A 22459-nucleotide genomic window follows, 5' to 3' on the forward strand; every position below is an offset into this window, starting at 1 on the left:
AAGCTGACTTTTAGAGATTTAGTAAGAAGGGAAAAGCATATGAAAGGGAAAATGAATAGAATAAAAAAAGTACCTTTATCTTTACTATTAGTATCATCAATTATACTTTCTAATGGATCATATTTGGTTAAAGCAACAAATAATGCTCCAATAGAATATAATGAAGAAATTTCAGATTTAACTGATCAACAATTAGCAGCATTAACTAATCCAGTATTACAGCAATATAATGCTGATGAATCACATAAAATTTGGAAAATGACTAGTGATACTCGTTTTGTAATTTTGGCTGATCAAAAAAATCTTGATAATGAAAGATTAGCCGAGGTAGTTAAGTTAGTTAATAGTGAATTTATGGAAAAGAAAATTATTTCTAGTTCTCCATTGGCAATGGTATATGCACAAGAAAAAGATGCAGGGCATAGTGATATCTTAATTAATGTTGATAAGGAAAATCAAATTACTAATGAATCAACTAGCGAAGAGGCTTATAAAATAGATATTGATGAAAATGGAGTACGTTTAACAGGTGCTTCTGAAACTGCTGTATTGTACGGATTGCGAACGATTCAAAATTTAATGATAACAAATGAAGGACTTGTATATGGGACAATTATAGATTATCCTAATGTTGCTGAACGTCGCGTTCATGTTGATTGTGCAAGAAAATATATTTCTAAAGATTGGTTTATTCGTGAAATTAGGGAAATGTCATATTTAAAGATGAATGCAATACAAATGCATTTTTCTGAAAATTTAGGATTTAGAATTGAGTGTGAGACAGATCCAGCAATTGTTTCTGATCAATACCTTACTAAAGATGAAGTAAGAGAGATTTTAAAAGAAGCAAAGAAATATGGAATAAAGGTTATACCATCATTTGATAGTCCTGGACACGTTGATCAAATTTTGAAAGCTCATCCAGAATATGGACAGGTAAGCAGTACAGGAAGTCATTATGCATCAGGATTAGATATTACTAATCCCGAAGCTATTGAATATATTAGAAGTTTATATAGTGAGTATATGGATCTTTTTGAGGGGTGCACTGATTTTCATATTGGTGGCGATGAATATATGGAATTTGATAGAGCACCATTCACTACACAATATAAAAGTGTTCTAAATAATTATGCTAAAGCTAATATCGACTCAAATGCAATTTGGAAGGATGTAGTAGCTAATTATATTAATGAATTAGCTGAATTTGTACATGATCGAGGATTTACACCACGAATTTGGAATGATGGCATTTATTATGGTGAAAACTCATATTATGAAAATCCACAAATGATTGAAATGCACGATTATATTGGAATTGATTTTTGGTCACAAATGTCATGGAATAGAGATATTGCTAATTTAAATACTTTTATTCAAAAAGGACATGATACTATATATAACATCAATGCAAGTTTCTTCTACTATGTATTGCGTAATGACAAGCCTACTGATGGAAGAGAACAACATTCATTTGATAATTTAAATGCTGATCGTAAAATTTTTGAAGAGTGGACACCAGGTAAGTTCCAACAAAATACAGTAGCTGATAATTCTACTTTTATTAAAGGAGCATCACTTGCAATCTGGTGTGATAATCCAAATTTGGTTGATGAAGATGTTATAACTGAAGATATTAGTGATGAATTAAGAGCTCTTGCAAGTAAATCATGGAATACAAGTAGTAATTCAATTGTAACTTTTGATAAGTTCCAAGAAAATTATATGAAGCTAGGTAATGTTGCAGGGTTTGAAAAACAATCAGAATTACCAGATTCTGGAGAAATTTTACCTGCTGAGGATTTAGGAAAAGTAACTTTACGCTATGTAAGTAATGATGGTGAAATTTTAAAAAATGATGTTATTAAATATGGAACTATTGGTGAGGGTTATGAATTTAATGGTGATGATATTTATGGTTATCGTTTAATTTCTAATCAGCCAGTAACAGGTCAATATACTAAAGAAGGAATTGTCTATACTTTTGTATATGAGTTATACTGCGATAAAACAGAACTTGCAACTGAAATTAATAATCCATTAGTTGTTAATAATTATATTAAAGAAACAATCAATGATTATAAAACAGCATATGATTTAGCTAAAGATATTTATTTAAATGAAGCAAGTGGACAGTTAGCAGTTGATAATGCATTAGCAGATTTGATCAGTGCTAAAAATAAGGCTGTTGAATTAAAATATTATCCATTATATGTAGAAGCTAATTATCCGCTAGAAAATAATGGCTATGTATCAGGATACAGTCAATATCAAAGTGCTGTTACCAACGCTAAGAGTGTTTTATATGGCAGTGAGTTAACAGTTGAAAAAATGAATGAAGCTTTAGATGCAATTCAAAGTGCTAAAGAAAACTTAATGCTTCCAGATGACAATGTTCCAACTGTAAGCGCTACCGATAATTATTACTCTGCAGGAGTTTATCCAGCAACAAAATACAACTATGATAAAATGTTAGACAATGATATTTCAACAAAATGCTGGTTCAACCAAAATCAGGTGATTGATAAAGAAATTGTCTTTACATTTCCAAAAGAAGTAAATATGTCAGGTATACGTATTGTTCAGCCAAGTGATGTAGGAAATGATGTAATAGATGGAGCAGATGTTCAGATTTCTAGAGATCAGGTAGATTGGGTGACAGTAGGAAGTCTTGATAACAGTGAATTGGATACAAATGTTACATTTGAAAAAACACCAGTTAAATATGTAAGAATTTTATTAACAGCAAATAAACCAAACTGGTATCAAATATCAGAAATGTATTTTACATTTGAACAGGTACAAGAGGATAATACATTAAGAGATCTAATAAATGATGCAAAGAATTTAGATATCGAAGGTAAAACAACAGAGTCAGTTTCAAATTTAGTTGATGCTTTAATAGAGGCTCAAAAAGCCTATGCAGCAGGAAGAACTGATACTGAAACAGTAGAGATGAATCTACAAAATGCAATCGATAATTTAGAAGATGCAGTAATTGTTGAAGTAAACAAAACAGCATTATCAATTGCTGTGGAAATGGCAAATAACGTAACTAAAGAAGACTTGGATAAAGTCGTTCCAGCAGTAGTAACAGAATTTAATGCAGCTTTACAAGAAGCACAAACAGTATTAGCTGATGCTAATGCTAGTCAAGAGACTGTTGATGCTTCATTTGCTCGTTTATCTGTGGCAATGCATATGTTGGAATTCTATAAAGGTAATAAGAGTGAATTACAAGACTTAATTGCTCAAGTAGAACAATTAGATGAAAATAACTTTACTGCTGATTCATGGCAAACATTAGCTGATGCATTGCAGGCAGCAAAAGAAGTAAACGACAATGAAAACGCTTTGCAAACAGATGTCGATGAAGCATACGATAATTTACAGGCAGCAATAAATGGTTTAGAAGAAGCAGAAGTAGTAGATAAAACATTCTTAGAAGCAATGGTAAATAGAGTATCAGGATTAAATGAAAATGATTATATAGCATCTACATGGAATGCAATGTTACCAGTGTTACAGGAGGCTAAGGATGTTTTAGCAGATGAAGGAGCAACACAGGCACAGGTAGATGAAGCATTTGATGCTTTAACTAGAGCATACTTAGACTTAAGATTAAAACCAAATAAAGATTTATTAGCAGAATTGATCAATCAAGCCAATGGATTAAATGGAGCTAGTTATACAGCAAAGACATGGTCAGTGATGGCTGGTGCTTTAGAAAAAGCAACTACTGTATTAAATAATCCCGAAGCAACCCAAAAAGAAGTAGATAATGCTAAAGAAGCATTAGCCAAAGCAATTGAAGGATTAGCAGTAAATCCAGGAAAAACAGTAGATAGTTCTACTGCAGTAAAACCTGGAGATACTACAGCAAGTGTAAAAACTGGTGATGTAGTAAATGTTTTTGGAACTTTAGGTTTGGCATCAATTACAGGAACAATTGCTTATATAGCAAAAAAGAAGAAAAATGATTAAAGGGATAATAATAAATAAGTAGGTGAAATGAATTATTTGATTTCCCTACTTTCACAAACATTTGTAATAATATTGAAGGGAAAATGTGTATGAATAATAAATTAATAAAAAAAGTGCTAGTGGCAGCAATGATGACAACAGCATTTGCTTCTAGTATACCAATGACTAATGCAAATGCATTAGCAAATGAAAAGAGTGTTGAAAATCCAATCTTGGTACCAACACCAAAAAAAGTAACATATCAAGATAATATACTTTCAATAACTAGTACAGTAAATATTAAAGGACAAGATGTTGCAGATCCAGATGCAATAAGAGAATTAACAGAATACTTAGAAAATAACTCAATTACAATAAATGAAAATTATCAAGAAGGATCTACTACTTTCATTATTGGTGAAGAAGATGATGAAGTAGATAGCATGGATAATATTAGAAATAATTTAGGATTAGTGGATGCAGCTACTTTAAATGATGAAGGATATGTTTTAGGAATAGATAGTTCTAATAGTGGTACTGTATTAATTGAGGGTAAAGATGGTGATGGAACTTTCTATGGAGTTCAAACATTAACTCAATTAGCAGTTAATGAGGAAGGAACATTAAAAGCAAAAGAAGTAAAAATTGAAGATGAACCTACAATGACTACTCGTGGGTCTATTGAAGGATTTTATGGTACTCCATGGACTCACCAAAATAGACTAGATCAAATTGAATTTTATGGTAAATCAAAATTAAATACATATATTTATGCGCCAAAAGATGATGTATATCATCGTACAAAATGGAGAGAACCATATCCAGATGCTGAAATGGAGAAAATGAATGAATTAATTCAAAGTGCTAAAGATAATAAAGTTGATTTTGTTTTCTCACTTTCACCAGGGAACGATATTCAATTTACTGGTTCTAATGCTGAAACTGATTATCAGGCTTTAGTAACTAAGTGTGAATTAATGTATGAAATGGGGGTAAGAAGTTTCGCTATTTTCTTTGATGATATTTCAAATAAGCAGGGTACTGAACAGGCAGCTTTCTTAAACCGTTTCAATGAAGAATTTATTTTAGCTAAAGGTGATATTAAACCATTAGTTACAGTTCCAACTGAATATGATACAAATGCAATGAGTGATGGAACAAATTTAAAAACATATACTAAGAACTTTAGTGAAACTTTAAATTCTGGTATTAGAGTATTATGGACAGGAACCGCAGTAGTGCCTGAAGGTATTGATGTAAGTAATGCTCAATATGTAAAAGGTATATACGGTGACAATGTAGGTATCTGGTGGAATTATCCAGTAACTGATTATATTACAGATAAATTAGGATTAGGTCCAGTTTATGGATTAGATAAAGGATTAGCAAATGAACTAGATTTCTTAGTTATGAACCCAATGGAACATGCTGATTTATCTAAAATTACTTTATCAACTGGGGCTGATTATTCATGGAATACACCAGCATATGATTATAATAAATCATTTGAAAATAGTATTATTAATCTTTATGGTGATTTAGCTCCATATATGTATACATTTGCTAATCACTCTTCTAGATTAGTTGCAGGATGGGCTTCTACAGGTAGAGCAGATGCTCCTGAAGTAAGAGAATTAATGAATCAATTCATTAAGAAGAATGCAAAAGGAGAAGATGTAACTGCAGAAGTTGAAGCATTAACAGCAGAGTTTAATAATATGATTTTAGCTGCTGATAAATTACAAGAGTCTTTAACAAGTGAAGAATTGAGTCATTGTAATACTAACTTAAATAAATTAAGAAGTTTAGGTGAAGCAGATAAGATCGCATTAGATTTATTAATTGCAATTGGTGAAGGTAATAATGAACAAGTAAATAGTTTGAAAAGCACATTACAAACTAAACTATCTTCATTAACTAGTGGTAAAAAAGTATCTGAATTAACAGCATTACAATTTGTTAAAGATGCAATAGATTATAATCCAAATGCTGTTGCCGGATTTGAAGTTTCAAAAACGTTTGTTGTTCCTAATGAAAAAATTCAATTAACTAATACTAGTTCAGTTTCTTCAACTGATTTAGAATGGACTTTCGAGGGTGCAAATATTGAAACTAGTACAGAAGAAAACCCTGTAATTAGTTATGCTAAAGAAGGAGTTTATACTATTTCTTTAAAAGCAAAAAATAAATTAGGTGAAGACGAAGTTATCAAAGAAGGAATCATTACAGTTTCTAATGAAGCAGATGGTGAGATAGTAAATTTATCAGTTGGTAAATCTGCTTCAGCAACAAGTTATACAGGCTCTTCAGAATCACCAAGTAAAGCTATTGATGGTATTTCATCAACTAAATGGTGTGCAACAGGATGGAATCGCCCACATACTTTAACGATTGATCTTGGAAAAGAAGTAACTGTAAGCAGTGTTACTATTTCACATGCTGAAATAGGTGGCGAAGGTTCAGGATTAAATACTCGTGATTATCGTATTCAAGTAAGTAGTGATGGAACAAATTATACTGAAGTTGTTAAAGTAACAGGGAATACGGCAGGATCAACTACAGATACTTTCCAAGTAAGTTTAGCACGATATGTTAAATTAATCGTTGATACTCCTACTCAAGGTGGAGATTCAGCAGCAAGAATTTATGAAGTTGAAGTGATGGGATTAGACAAAGCTATTACAATTCCACCAGTTTATGTTCCAGTTGTTGACAAAACAGCATTATCAATTGCAGTAGATATGGCTAATACTTTAAAAGCTCAAGGAGCTTTAGATAATGTCGTACCAGCTGTAGTGGCAGAATTTGAAGTGGCATTACAAGAAGCAGCAGATGTTTTAGCTAATGATAGTGCAAGTCAAACAACAGTTGATAGTGCATTCTATCGTTTAGCTAATGCAATGCATATGTTGGATTTTGTTAAAGGTGATAAAACAGCATTAAATGCTTTGATTGAAGAAGCCGAAAAATATGAAGAAGATAAATATACTACAGATTCATGGGCTGCATTTAAAGAAGCATTAGAAGCTGCAAAAGAAGTAGCAACAGATGAAAATGCATTAGAAGATGAAGTAGTAAATGCTTTAAATAACTTGAAAGATGCAATGACAGACTTAGTTTTAAGAGCAGATAAAACAAGATTACAAGAAGCATATGAAATGGTAGAAGGATTAGATAAGACTAAATATACAGAAGCAAGTGTAGCTAACTTAACAGAACCAATGGTAGATGCTAAGGCAGTATTAGATAATCCAGATGCAACACAAGAAGAAGTAGATGGTGCATATAATGCATTGATCAAAGCATACTTAGATTTAAGATTAATTCCAAATAAGGATCTATTACAAGAATTGATCAATAAAGCACAAACATTAAGTGCTGCAAACTACACAGCAAAAACTTGGGGTGTAGTAGCAGAAGCATTAAATGAAGCAAAAGCAGTATTAGCAAATGAAAATGCTGATGAAGCAGCAGTAAAAGCAGCAGTAGAAGGATTGCAAGCAAGCATAGATAACCTAGTAGCAAATTCTGTAGGACCAGTAGCATCAGGAGATACAAGTGTAGTAACTTCAGGAGGAAAAACAGGAAGTATAAATACTGGAGATAGTATCAGTATGATAAGTGGTTTAGGTTTAATGGCATCATTAGGTATGATTGCTTATCTAAAGAAAAAGAAAGAGAGCTAATAATTATTAGTTGTGATTAAAAGAGACCGTCCGTCAAGATGGTCTCTTTTATATTATGGATAGATTTTTGAATAAAAAATGATTTTATATTTAACGTTTAAAAAAAAGGGGAATGGTCATAATAGTTATAATTATACATATATTGTTGTAAAAGTGGTCTGGTTGAGGTTATGTAAAGATACCTTAATTTGAATTATAAAGGAGGACTTGAATGTCTGGTCGTAAATTAATTTCTTTTTTGATTAAAATTAAAAATCAAGATCATATCATGGTTACATTATTGAAAGAGAAAAAGCAATATTTAATTAGAACAGAATACGAGCATGTCGGTGATAAAATAAAGGAAACTAATCATGAAATTGATCGTAATTTGGTTTCTCGTATTTATTATGATTTAGAAGCAGCAGAATTTGATGAAATTGAAAATGTTGATAATAGTGAAGAATTAGCTAATATGAAAGTATATTATAATGAACAAGAGTATTTAGAGTATAGTATTTCTCAAGGGTTATTAGAGAAAGTAGATGCTTTAAATGATATAATTAAATGCTTGATAGCTTATGTGGATGACAGTTTAAATAAAAGTGTATTTGTATAAAGATGATTTATTGGTAAGATTTATGTGCTTCAACCTAAAAAATCACTTGTTTTAGTATAAAAGAATTAATTTGAATTTTTTTGATTGTTGTAATGATTGGATTTTTATTGTTTTAAAATTAAAATAAAGTGTTGATCATATGCCTAAATTCTTTTTATGACAAAAATTATTTAATAAAATATAGGAAAATTATTCCAAATAATATACAATAGGAATGTAAAATTAGGAGGAATAAAAAATGAGTGGATTTTTTGGTGTAGCATCAAAAGAGAGTTGTGTATTAGATTTGTTTTTTGGCGTTGATTACCATTCTCATTTAGGGACTAGACGTGCTGGGATGACTGTACATGGAAAAAATGGGTTTAAAAGAGCAATTCATAATATTCAAAACTCACCATTTAGAACTAAGTTTGAAAAAGATATTGAAGAGTTTAAAGGGAATTTAGGTATTGGATGTATTTCAGATAATGAGGCACAACCTTTATTGGTTAAGTCACATGTAGGTTCGTTTGCTATTACGACAGTAGGGCGAATTAATAATTTAGAACAATTGAAAGAAGAGTGTTTTGCTAACGGGTCAACTCACTTTTTGGAAATGAGTTCAGGAGAAATTAATCCAACTGAATTAGTAGCAGCATTGATTAGTCGTAAAGATAGTCTTGTCGAAGGAATCAAATATGCACAAGAAGTAATTAAAGGATCTATGAGTATCTTGATCTTAACAGCAGATGGTATTTATGCGGCTAGAGATAAGTTAGGGCGTACACCAGTAATTATTGGTGAAAAAGCAACAGGATATTGTGCTACCTTTGAAAGTAGTGCCTTTTTGAATTTAGGATATCATCACTATCGTGATTTAGGACCTGGAGAAATTGTTTATATGACACCAAATAAAATAGAGGTTAAACAAGTTCCTGGAGACAAAATGAAAATATGCTCATTCTTATGGGTGTACTATGGTTATCCTACATCTACATATGAAGGTGTAAATGTTGAATGCATGCGTAATCGCTGTGGTAACTTACTAGCAGGTCGTGATGATATTCAACCTGATAGTGTAGCTGGGGTACCGGATTCAGGAATTGCTCATGCGGTTGGTTATTCAAATGCCTCAGGAATTCCTTATGCCAGACCATTTATAAAATATACACCAACTTGGCCACGTTCGTTCATGCCGACAAGTCAAGAACAACGTAATATGATTGCAAAAATGAAATTGATTCCGGTAAAAGAATTAATAAAAGGAAAGAAACTACTTTTAATTGATGATTCGATCGTACGTGGAACGCAGTTAGGTGAAACAACTGAATTTTTATATGAAAGTGGAGCTAAGGAAGTACATGTTCGGCCTGCTTGTCCGCCAATCATGTTTGGATGTAAGTACTTGAATTTTTCACGTTCTAGCTCTGAATTAGATTTAATTACGCGACGTGTAATTCAAAAATTAGAAGGCGATAATGTCAGTGATGAAGTATTACAAGAATATGCTGATCCTGATACAGAGAGATATAAAAATATGTGTGAAGAAATTAGAAAGCGTTCTAAATTTACTTCACTTAGATATCATCGTTTAGATGATATGATTAAAGCAATTGGTTTGGATAAATGTAAATTATGTACATACTGTTGGGATGGTAAAGAAGATTAGGACTGTTTTTGCAGTCCTTTTATGTTGAATTACAATTTAAATTCTTTGATTTAAAAATATGATTATATTTTAGATAAAATAAAGATAAGTATTGACTTAAATCATCATCCGTTTTATCATTTAATTAATAATAAATTCGTTTAACTAGGAAGAGTAATTAACTAAGTTTTATTTAAGAGACTTGATGGCTGGTGGGAATCAAGATAAAGCGGTTAATGAATGGGCCTGGCTAGAAGCAAAATGAACCCTTTGGTAGTAGTGGCGCCGTGATTTTCGCGTTAAGAAAAACAGACATGATGGTGTCTTACAAGGTGGCAAAATGGTTTTTATCCTTGAGGATAAAAGCCTTTTTTATTTAGAAAAGGAGTATAGAAATGAAAAATATTATTTTAACTGGTGATCGCCCTACTGGTAGATTACATTTAGGACATTATGTAGGATCACTTAGAAGAAGAGTAGAATTACAAAACTCAGGTGAGTTTGATGAAATTTATATTATGATTGCAGATTCTCAAGCACTTACAGATAATGCTGATGATCCTGAAAAGGTACGCCGTAATATTTTAGAGGTAGCTTTAGATTATATGTCAGTTGGTTTAGATCCTAAAAAGGCGACGATGTTTATTCAATCGCAAGTTCCAGCGTTATTTGAATTTACTGCTTATTATATGAATTTAGTTACAGTTTCAAGACTTCAACGAAATCCAACGATTAAAGAGGAAATAAAACAGCGTGGTTTTGAAACAAGTATACCTGTAGGTTTTTTAAATTATCCAGTGTCTCAAGCAGCTGATATTACAGCATTTGACGCGACTTGTGTACCGGTTGGTGAAGATCAAATGCCATTAATTGAACAGACTAGAGAAATTGTTCATAGTTTTAATCGGATTTATGGTGATGTTTTAGTTGAACCTAATATTATGTTAGCTGAAAACGAAGTATGTCAAAGATTACCAGGAATTGATGGGAAAGCTAAAATGTCTAAATCAATTGGTAATTGTATTTATTTATCAGATACTAGTGAAGAGGTTCGTAAAAAAGTCATGAGTATGTATACTGACCCAAATCATTTAAAAGTTTCTGATCCAGGAACAGTTGAGGGAAATACAGTATTTACTTATTTGGATTGTTTTTGTAAAGATGAATATTTTGAAAAATATTTACCAGAATATAAGAATCTTGATGAATTGAAAAATCATTATCGTCAAGGTGGGTTAGGCGATGTAAAAATAAAGAAATTCTTGTTTAATGTTTTAGAAGAAAATTTGAATCCGATTAGACAGCGTCGAAAAGAGCTGGAACAGGATATAACATATGTTATGAAAGTATTAGAAGAAGGTTGTATTAAGGCAAATTTAAAGGCAAATGCTACTTTAAAAAGAGCCAAAGATGCAATGAAAATCAATTATTTTAGTAATCAAGACAGTATCACTGATTATTTTAAATAATTAATAAGCAGCTAATAAATACTAGAATCAAAGTTTGATGCTATTTGTCGTTAAAAGAATTTTAAAGAGGTTTTTATTCTATTGATATATCCAATAGATTTAAAAATCTCTTTTTTATTTGGCTTTCTATGAAAATGATGTAGATATAAAAACAGTAAAAAGTATACTTTGATAATACTATTTACAATATTAATAAGGATATTCAAAATAAGATGATCAATTATTTATTAGAATAAAAAATTATGAAAATAAAAGAATATTATGTTGTTTTATTCATTAAGGTAAAAAAATTAAATCTATGATTATTAAGTTTTTTGATATCACAAAGAATAGAAAAACTATTTTAAAAGAAATTACGCTAATAAATATGAATTAGAGTTATTTAATAAGACTATTATAATGAAAATGTAATAGTAGGGCGACACAAAGAATAAAGTTGTGATTAAAGGGTAGAGAAAATAATCTTTACCTTTATTATTTAAATGAAAGTATATTACTAAATATAACATATATTTAATGTATTTTTGTATTATTTTACTATTTATTGTAGAATTTTACCCTTAAAAATATATTATAATATAAATATAATAAGAAATTAAATATTAGTAAAGGAGGATATAAAAATGAGAAGGATATTAAAGGGATTTCTTGTTATAGCAATTATAATTTCTACTTTTGTTACGGGAATAAATTATACAAAAGCAGTATCTGATGGTGAAATAATATATCCTGTAAATGCAGATGCATATATTAGAAGTGGTAATAATGCTAACAATAATTATAATTATGAAAATATTACTCAAGCTCACGGGCAGCAGTATGTTGGTAAGAATTATAAAGTAATAAATACCAAATATTATCCAGATGGTTCTAAGATCATAAGTGTAATGAAATTAGAGCTGCCATCTATTGAAGAAATCAATGAAAACGAACTTGATACATATGACTTTGAGTTTAATATTTTTAAAAACCCTGATTTCAATAAATCAGGACAAACATATCATTTCTATTATACTGATGATGTAAATTGGAGTGAAACTACACTTACTTGGAATAATAAACCAGCAGGTATTGGAACTGGTGAAATTTTATTTGACTTTACAATTCCTCAAGGTTTTGAATATGAAAGTAAAAATGATGATGAAAAAAGAATTCGAATTGATATAACAGAAAAAACTAAAGAATTGGTAGAAAAAGGCATTACAGCAATAACTATCTATGTTGAAGGTGAGTCAAAAGCGGATACTTCATTAATGATTCACAGTAAAGAAAGTGGCGATGGTAGTTTAGGAGCAAAACTTGTTGCTTCAAATAGTAACTATAGTAAAAATAGACTAGAACAGTTAATTGATAAATGTATGTCGATAGAAAAGGGGAATTATACTGAGACAAGTTATGATTTATTAACAGCTAGTTTAAATAATGCTAGAGCAGTACTTGAAAATGGAACAACAGTAGAAATAGATAATGCTTATGATGCATTGCTTGCTGCTAAAGAGGCTCTAATAGCTGAATATCCTGTCTTAGAAGATGGTTATATAAGAAGTGATAAAGGGACTAGTGCATATAGCTATGAAAATATTACCCAGGCGCATGGAGCACAGTATGTGGGAAAAAATTATAAAGTTATAAATTCTAAATATTATCCAAATGGAAATGAAATCATTGGGGTAATGAAATTTGCATTACCTACATTAGAAGAAATAAGTGAAAGTGATTTTGATACATTTAAATTAAGCTTTAATATGTTTAAGAATCCAGGGTTCAATAATGGAATGCAGACATATCATTTCTATTATAGTGATGATACTAACTGGAGTGAATCATCACTTACATGGAATAATAAACCAGCATCGATCAAACATGATGGTGAAAATCTGCTTTGTGATTTTACAATTGCTCAAGGTGATGAATATGAAACAAAACCAGATCTTCAAAAAACAGTGAATATTGATATCAGCAGTAAGATAAAAGAATTAACTAAAAATGGTATAAATGAGATTACGGTATTTGTCTGTGCCGAAAATAAGTTAGATACCTCAATTATGTTCCATAGCAAAGAAAGTGGTGATGGTACACTAGAGGCAAAGATCGTTGGTTCTTATCAAAATTATCGAGGACAATTAGAAGCTTTGATCAATGAATGTAAAGAGCTGGATAGTAGTAATTATACTGAAGAAAGTTTTTCAGTTTTAACCCAAGTATTAAATGAAGTACAACAGGAATATGTTGAAGGGACTTCATTAGAAAATCATGTTTCTTATGAAAAACTATTAAAAGCTAAAGAAGCTTTAGTATTAGTGCGAGATCTTGAGGATGTTGATAATATTGCTTATCATAAACCGACAAGAAGTAATTTATCAAAGACCCAAAGTGATAAAGTAACTGATGGTGATCTTGCTACTTATTGGTCAGGATCATTTTATCCATCATATGTAGATATTGATTTGATGGATACATACGAATTAACTAAATTAAAAATATATACTTTAGAAGGTAAAAACTGCTGGTATACAGTTTATGGAAGTAATGATGGTTCTACATATGACCGTTTATATCAAAAACATGTTGACTCTTTAGCAACAAACGAAGGTGATGAAATTATTTTTGATACAGCACTGTCATATCGTATTTTAAGAGTATATATTGAATATACCCAAGGTGATGACAAAGCTTATTTAACAGAAGTTAAAGCTTATGGTACAGCAGCTCAAACAAATGAAGGTGTTTTAAAAAATGGGACTTTGGAAGAAATTCTTGATGTAACTTCTTATGATGAAAGTGAGTATGCAGCTACAATTACTAAAGAAGAGACAATTGAAAATGTTTATGGTATTATTGATCGGACGATTGGTGAAGAATATCGCAACTGGTTTAGTTTTGAACTTGTAGATGATGATAGTGAAAATGACTGGTATGAAATTAGTGACCAGGATGATAAAATTCATATTAAAGGTAATGAAGGATTATCGCTTACTACAGGATTAAATTATTATTTCAAGAATTATTTAAATGTGCATATTTCAGAACAGACAATGCAGGTAAATATGCCTGATGAACTAGTTAAAGTAAATGAAATCATCAAAAAAGAAACGCCATATCAAGTACGCTATGCATATAATTATTGTACATTGAGTTATACATTTGCTTTCTTTGGTGAAGAACAGTGGCAAAGAGAGAATGATTGGCTAGCATTAAATGGAGTCAATGTGGTGCTTGATCTTGCCGGTCAAGAAGCAACCTGGATCAAATTTTTAATGAATTTTGGTTATTCTTTTGATGATGCTAAAGACTGGTTGAGTGGACCCGCTTATTATGCATGGCAGTTTATGGATAATATGGAAACATTTGGCGGACCAGTTCCTGATGGTTATGTAAAAGATCGCTTAGAATTAGCTAGATCTTCACAACGCTGGAAAAAATCATTAGGAATGCAAACGATTCTCCAAGGGTATGCCGGTATGGTACCAACTAATTTTAATGAATATCAGCCTGATGTAACTGTAATTAAACAGGGGAATTGGAATGGCTTTAGTCGTCCTGATATGATTGCGACAGATTCTAAAGAATATGATCTATATGCACAGTTATTTTATCAGGCTCAGGAATTTGTTTATGGAGCTACCAGTGATTATTATGCAGTCGATCCTTTCCATGAAGGTGGGATCCGTCCCGTTGGGTTAAGTGATGCGACTATTGCAGCTGAAGTACTTGAATCGATGCTTGATTATGATCAAGATGCTATATGGGTAGTTCAGGGATGGCAGAGTAATCCAACTAATGATCTATTAAAAGGAATGGGTGATAATCGCGAAGATCATGTATTGATCGTTGATTTGATTAAATATCCAATTTCAGACTGGACGAAATATGATCGAACAAGTTATGGTAGTACTAAATTAGATGCTAAAGAGTTTAATGGTACTAGCTGGGCTTGGGGATTACTTGCAAACTTTGGTGGTAATCCATCAATGCATGGACAGATGCAGGTCATGGTAGATGATATTATGGAAGCTCAAAAAACTTCTTCACACATGGTAGGATTAGGTATTATCTCAGAGGCACAATATGATAATCCTGTAATGTATGATTTGATTTTTGATTTAGCGTGGGCTGATGATGATTTTGACTTAGATGATTGGCTTGATCGATATATAGAAAGAAGATATGGTGGAACTTCACAAAATGCGCAAATGGCCTGGCAGATCATGAAAGATGCCAATTATGATCATGGTGTAAGATATACTAATGAATTGTTTGGAATGAAATCTAAAGCACCGCAAGATTACAAGGAACAAAATATCCCTTATGGGGCTGATCAATTAGAGAGCGCTTTAAGACTGCTTATTAGAGACTTCGATAAATTTAAAGACAGTGAATGTTATTTATATGATTTAAGTGAAATAATGCGTCAACAAGTAAGTAATTATGCAGTATTAAAATACAATGATGTTTTAGCAGCTAAAAGTGCAAATGATTTAGAAGCATTTAAAAAATACAAAGAAGAATTTTTAAAAGCCTTTGAAATTTTAAATGAAGTAGAAGCTACCCAAAAGGAACAACTAGGTGGTGAATGGATTGGTAAGGCTCAAGATATTGCTGCTAATTATGATGATTTTGCAATGGATTCATTTACAATGAATGCTAAAGCATTAATTACATCTTGGGGATCGAGAGCCGGACATCGTAGTTTAAAAGATTATGGCTGGCGTAATTACGAAGGAATTTTTAAAGATCTTTATACTAATATCTGGAGCGATTATTTAAATCGGGTCGAAGCAAATATGGAAAATGGGACACCATTAAATAATATTGATAAAAACGGTTACTTTGATTTATATTGGAAATGGAATATGAGTGATCAAGAGTATACAAGGGATGCTAAGGATTCGCCAGAAGAAATTTACGAAGTATTAGAAAAAGTACTAGAAAATTGTGCAATTAGTGGCGATGTTGATGCCAATATTGGAAATCTTGCTCTTACAGGAATCGTTAAAGATAGTAATGATTTAAAAGCTGATGCAAGTGCTGTTAATGATGGTGACACAGTGACAACATATTCTCTTAAAGCAAAAGATGAAAAAGCACCACAAGTTATTGTTGATTTAATTGGAATATTCCAGCTAAGTGAGATCAATGTTATTGTAAATGATATATATGACTATGAAATATGGGTTAGTGAAGATAGTGTTGATTGGTTAAAAATTGGTGAAGGAATAAGTGATGAAACAAAATTTGCTGTCCAGGGAAGCGTTCGTTATATCAAGCTTGTCGGTATAAATAATATCGCGGAATTAAGTATTGGTGAAATAAGAGCATATGGTGAAAGGGTATTACCAACTTTAAATCAGTTAGAAAGTCTTATTGAATTTTGTGAAAGTATAAATACAAGTGGTAATGAAGAAAGTAAGATTATAGATTTTAATAATATCTTGAATTCAGCTAAAAAAGCAGCTGATAATGAAGCTGCTCCTGATGAAATAAATACAGTATATTGGAATTTATATGATGCCGTAACTGATTTAAATTTAAGTGGCATATTTAATCTATCATTGAATAAACCAGTGACTGCGCATAATGATCCAAGTGGTAATTCTAGTAATTTAGTTGACGGCAATCTATCAACTGCTTGGAATGCTGGACGTTTGAGTTTGACAGGTGCGCCATACGAAGATAAGATTACTCCAGCATGGGCGATCATTGATTTAAAAGAAGAATATCAAATTGATGAGGTAGAAATTAATTTTGGTAGCAATGTGTGGCATCATTATACTGTTTATGGCAGTGTTGATGGTGAGGAATGGTTTGAAATAGGCCATAAAGATACGGATAGCTTACCAAATGATATTGAAGATACTTATAATTTAGAAAATACTTTTGCTCGTTATATTAAATTAGAAATTACTAATGTTCAATTAGAAAGTTCAGGGAAAAGAACGCCTGTAATGGTTAAAGAATTAATTGTTATGGGACGGATAAAAGAAGTTGTAAATAAAGAGGAATTACAACAATTAATTAAGACTGCTAAAGAACTTGATTTAAATGATTATCAAGATGGACCTGCAAAAGATGTATTTAAAGCGAAACTTACAGAAGCCATTGAGTTATTAGATAGTGGTGTAAATCAACAAGAAATAGATGCAATGATAATTGATCTTAATAAAGCAATGGATGCTCTTGAAAAAATTGCTGTAGTAAATAAATTAGCATTATCAATAGCTGTTGAAATGGCAAATAATGTAACTGAAGAACAGTTAGCTAATGTTGTTCCAGCTGTCGTTAATGAATTTAAAGCAGCACTACAAGAAGCAACAGTAATCTTAGCTGATGATAGTGCCAGTCAGGAAACTATCAATGCTTCATTTGCTCGCTTATCAGTTGCGATGCAGATGTTGGAATTTGTAAAAGGTGATAAGAGTGCTTTAGAAGCTTTGATCAATGAAGCAAATAGTTATGCAGAAGAAAACTATACAGTTACTTCATGGATGGCATTTAAAGAAGCCTTAGAAGCAGCCAATGCAGTAATGAGTGATGAAAATGCAATGCAGGAAGAAGTAGATCAAGTATATAATGATCTTCAAGTTGCAATTGACAGTTTAGTTGAAGTTAAAAAAGTAGATAAGACATATTTAGAGGCAATGGTAAATAAAGTATTGAGTTTAGATGAAAGTAAGTATATCGAATCATCATGGCAGGTAATGTTGTCAGTATTAGAAAATGGACAAACAGTATTAGCAGATGAAAAGGCCAGCCAGGAGGCTGTAGATACAGCTTATCAAGCACTAACAAAAGCATATTTAGAGTTAAGATTGAAACCAAATAAAGAACTATTACAAGAACTGATCAATCAGGCAAAGGGATTAAATAGTACAAAATATAGTGCTAAGACATGGGATATAGTAACTGAAACATTAAATAAAGCACAGCTTGTCTTAGATGATCCTGAAGTAAGTCAAGAACAGGTTAATATTACAAAAGATGCTTTAACACAAGCATTGGCAGGATTACATGTAAAGGTAATAAATTCAGGTGATTCAACTGTAAGTGTAGCTACGGGTGATAATATCGATCCTATTTATTCACTTGCAGGAGTAGTATTAGCATTAATTGCTTTATATGGAGGTAGAAAAAGAAAAAGTTTGAAATAATTTAATTAAAAGGCAACAAAGTAATTAGTTTAAAGTAGTTATTTTGTTAGCCTTTTTATTTTTGTTAATGTTTAGCTCTTTTTTCTTTTTTAGTAGAATGATAAAATAAATATAATTAGAATATATAGAATAGAGGGAAATGGATGAATTTTTTTATTTTAATTATGTTGGTTTTATGTTTAGCGGGTTTATTAGATAAAATTTTAAATAATCGCTTAGGTTTAGTAGAAGCTTTTGATAAAGGAATCAATTCAATGGGAAGTATTGCAATGAGCATGACGGGATTTTATTGCATTGCTATAGCGTTAATTCAAAAAAATGTTGATATAATTACTAAAATAGGTACTGATTCTGCTTTTGATCCCAGCATTATTATTGGAAGTATTCTGGCTCCCGATATGGGTGGTTTTTCGATTGTAGCAGGATTAAATAGTGAAATCTTTTTAATTTTTTCGGGAGTAGTTTTAACATCTACACTTGGTCAAACAATTAGTTTTCAGTTACCGATTTTTTTAGCTTCCTTAAAAAAAGACGATTTACAGCCATTTATTAGTGGGCTGGTATATGGTATTTTAAGTCTGCCTTTAGTTTTGATCGTTGTAGCATTATATCTACAAATCCCTCATTTACTAATAAATCTTTTGCCAATCTTACTTTTATGTTTAGTCTTGATCATGGCACTATATTTTTCGTATGATCGAACAATTTTTGTACTAACTTTATTTGGTTATATAATTAGAATTATTAGTATCATTTTGTTTGCTTTAGTAATTTTACAGTTATTTTTTAATAATCTTTCTTTTACTAATGATCTTTTGATTAGTGAAGCTATGGTCATTGTATTAAGAATGTGTATCGTTGTTTGTGGATCGATGATTTTAAGTGATATTATTATTAAAAAATTTTCAAGAGTTATTTTTATGGTTGGACAAAAATTAGGAATAAACAGTACTAGTGTTATGGGGTTGTTATTGAGTTTAGGAACAAGTATTGCAATGATTCCTTTATTTAGTCAGATGGATAGAAAGGGAAAAATGATAAATGCAGCATTTAGTGTTAGTGGGGCATATGTATTTGGAGGTCAATTGGGATTTATTTCTAGTGTAGTTGATAGTCAAGGAGTTTTAGTATATATGATAAGTAAGATCGTAGCAGGTGTTTTAGCAATTATTTTTGTAATGCTGTTTTATAAGTTGAAAAAGAAGAAGTCGGATTAAAGAATCTGACTTTTTTTCTAATTAAATACAAATAATTGTTATAATAGGGTTTAAATCTTATTTGCTTAATTTGACGAAAAGGAGTTGTGAGTATATACTAAAGACGGTAAAATGCATGTGTATTTTATTAAGTAATTAAAAAATTATTCTAGAAAAGAATCGTAATATAGATGATAATTTAATATATGAGGGTGATTATTAATGAAGATAATAGATTTATTTGATATACAAGGGATTGATTTATATACTGGTACAATAAGCAATAATGAGGTTATTGATCATTTGATTGCTTTGATGCAGCTTAGTGATCAAGAAATCGATAAACATGAAATTATCGAAACGGCAACAAAAGCAGGTGAAGAAACGATGATTTTTTATGTACCAATAGATAAAGAACCAAAATTATCGATTCTGATCATTAGAGATGATTCTTTAGATAGTCTAGCAAAATTGTTTTTTTTGATAGCAGTACCTAAAGATGATATTAATATTTATTTAACACTTTTATTAAAAATGTTAAGAAATCGTAAATTTGAAGAACGATTGATCAGTGCTCAAAATTCTGAAGAATTTATAGCTTTAGTTAAAGAATTTGAAAATAAGATAGAAAATAGTTATGATCTTTTGTTTGTTGATGCTTGTAAGAGTGAAACTAGGGCAATGAGAAATTTAATGAGTAAAGCTAAAGAAATGAATATTTCTTTTAAAGTAGAAATTGATGATTTAGAAGTTAAAGAAGAGTTAGAAAAAGTAAAATGTGTTATTATTGTAGGTGATGGACAGGTAGAGATGTCAAGATTTGATGGTAAACCGGTAATCTTGATAAAAGATGTTGAAAGTGATAAAGCTGAAATTTTGTTGCATCAGGCTGTAAATGAAGAGATAGATATTTTTCACTATCAAGATAAAATAAAGAAAACAATAAAACCCAATCGAGTAATTTTAAAGCGGATGTTTCAGCAATTAAGTAAGGGAGTCGATAAGATCATACCAGTGTTAGTGGGATCGGGAGCTTTGATATCGATTGCAACCTTAGCTGTATCCTATAATTTGTTTGGAATATCTTCTTTAGTAGATAATGTTTGGATAGCTAATAGTTATGTGTTTGGTAATGCGATTCAAGGGATGATCGTTGCTCTTTTAGCTGGATTTATTGGTCAAACGATAGCGAAGCAGGCTGGTTTTGCAGCGGGGTTTAGTTGCGGTGTCGCTACACAGTTAAACGTTATTTATTTAAATGATGTAAATAATCCCGGTTTATTAGGAGGAATTGTTGCTGGTTTTATAGGTGGTTATGCAGTAATCTTTTTACAAAGATCATGTAAAAAGATTTCTAAACAATTTGATGAAGTAAAATCAGCAGTTATTTACCCACTATTTTCAATTATCTTTGCTGGCATGATCACATATTTAATTAGTCCCTATATAGGAATATTTAATCATACGATCAGTAATTTTATTGGTGAAATGAATTTAGGTTTTAAATTGATTTTAGGTATGGCTGCTGGTGCAATGATGGCAATAGGTGGACCTGTTAATAAAATAGGGTATATTTTTGGGGTTAGTCAGATATTGGAAGGAAATTTTGATGTCATGGCGGCAATTATGGCAGCAGGTATGGCTCCAGCTTTAGCGATTGCATTTGCAACTACTTTGTTTGAAAATAAGTTTTCTATTCAGGAAAAGAAATTAGGACGAGATAATTTTTTAATGGGGTTTGCATTTGTTTCTAAAGGAATTTTACCTTTTATTCAAAAAGAACCGCAATTAGTTACAGTTACATGTATTATTGCTTCAGTAATTACAGGGGGACTATCAATGGTGTATAACTGTGGAGTTATGGTTCCTTGTGGTGGTATTTTTGTTTTACCATTAATAGCACATCCATTAAGATTTCTTATTGCCTTATTGGCAGGAATGATTTGTGGTGGGACTGTTTATGGATTATGGAGAGAGGCAGGCGATGAATAATGAAAAAATATATATTTTTTGATATTGATGGAACACTTACTGATAATAGAACTGGTAAAATTGTTCCAAGTGCTAGAGAGGCTTTAGATAAGTTAAGAAAAAATGGACATTTTGTTGCTATTGCAACAGGTAGAGCATATTATAAAGCAAAAGATTTTTTGAAAGAAGCTGGATTAAGAAATATGGTTTGTAATGGGGGAAATGGAATTGTGATCAATCATGAATTGATTAGAAATGCCCCGCTTGATCATGCTAAAGCTTTAGCCATTATTAATGAGGCTGAAAGCTTAGGATATGGTGTCTTAGTTGCTCCATATGATAGTAAAGATGTTGTTAGTAAAAATATGTTATTTTTTAAACAGGCTGGGTTTCGTAAAGAACCGACACGTTATTTAATTGATGATAAAATAGATTATGCTAAGTTGGAGAATATCTATAAGATCTATATTTCGATACCTGGTGATAAAGAAGAGGAATTAACTTTAAAAGATACTTTGGGATCGTTACGGTTTGAAAAAGAATACTTAATGTTTCAGCCTGATGATAAGAAAAAGGGAATCATTGAAATGATTGATTTAATGGGTGGTAGTTTAGATGATGTAGTTGTTTTTGGGGATGATTATAATGACTTAGTAATGTTTGATAAACGTTTTTATAAAATTGCAATGGGAAATGCTTGTGATGCGTTAAAATCAAAGGCGGATTATATCACAAATAGCAATATCAATGATGGAATCTATAATGCTTGTAAAGTTCATGGATGGATTAAAGAATAAATTT

The 22459-nt window shown here is 31.0% G+C and carries 9 protein-coding genes; all 9 read left to right on the forward strand.

Features of this window, described 5'->3' with window-relative positions; all coding sequences use genetic code 11:
• The first annotated feature begins 51 nt into the window (after positions 1–51).
• The 9 genes from OC535_RS11200 (at position 52) to OC535_RS11240 (ending at position 22455) form a co-directional block, all read left to right on the forward strand.
• Positions 52–3984, forward strand: coding sequence for a family 20 glycosylhydrolase (locus tag OC535_RS11200; protein ID WP_498823856.1), 3933 nt, complete (start codon positions 52–54; stop codon positions 3982–3984).
• Positions 3985–4073: 89 nt separating this feature from the next.
• Entirely contained in the window at positions 4074–7649 is a 3576-nt protein-coding gene (locus OC535_RS11205; RefSeq protein ID WP_498823857.1) for a beta-N-acetylglucosaminidase domain-containing protein, read from the forward strand.
• 211 nt (positions 7650–7860) lie between these two features.
• The gene (locus OC535_RS11210) at positions 7861–8247 is read left to right on the forward strand and encodes a hypothetical protein (RefSeq protein WP_024721201.1); all 387 of its coding nucleotides are present in this window, start codon (positions 7861–7863) and stop codon (positions 8245–8247) included.
• Positions 8248–8485: 238 nt separating this feature from the next.
• Positions 8486–9895 carry an amidophosphoribosyltransferase gene (locus OC535_RS11215; protein ID WP_498823858.1) on the forward strand — a complete coding sequence of 470 codons (1410 nt, stop codon included), beginning with the start codon at positions 8486–8488 and terminating at the stop codon, positions 9893–9895.
• Between the two features lie 374 nt (positions 9896–10269).
• A complete protein-coding gene (gene trpS / locus OC535_RS11220; protein ID WP_227053028.1) occupies positions 10270–11343 on the forward strand; it encodes a tryptophan--tRNA ligase in 1074 nt (357 codons plus the stop codon).
• 623 nt (positions 11344–11966) lie between these two features.
• Positions 11967–18491, forward strand: a complete 6525-nt coding sequence (locus tag OC535_RS11225) for an alpha-N-acetylglucosaminidase TIM-barrel domain-containing protein (protein WP_498823859.1) — start codon at positions 11967–11969, stop codon at positions 18489–18491.
• A 143-nt stretch (positions 18492–18634) separates the two neighbouring features.
• Positions 18635–19708 carry an ethanolamine utilization protein EutH gene (gene eutH, locus OC535_RS11230; protein ID WP_498823860.1) on the forward strand — a complete coding sequence of 358 codons (1074 nt, stop codon included), beginning with the start codon at positions 18635–18637 and terminating at the stop codon, positions 19706–19708.
• 201 nt (positions 19709–19909) lie between these two features.
• A complete protein-coding gene (locus tag OC535_RS11235) occupies positions 19910–21679 on the forward strand; it encodes a fructose-specific PTS transporter subunit EIIC (protein ID WP_498823861.1) in 1770 nt (589 codons plus the stop codon).
• Positions 21679–22455 (forward strand): HAD-IIB family hydrolase, encoded by a 777-nt coding sequence (locus OC535_RS11240; RefSeq protein WP_498823862.1) that lies wholly within the window; start codon positions 21679–21681, stop codon positions 22453–22455. The genes OC535_RS11235 and OC535_RS11240 overlap by 1 nt, the downstream gene beginning before the upstream one ends.
• Positions 22456–22459: the final 4 nt, after the last annotated feature.

This window comes from Clostridium sp. Marseille-Q5894 (assembly GCF_946902305.1).
In the GTDB taxonomy this organism is placed as follows: domain Bacteria; phylum Bacillota_I; class Bacilli_A; order Erysipelotrichales; family Coprobacillaceae; genus Thomasclavelia.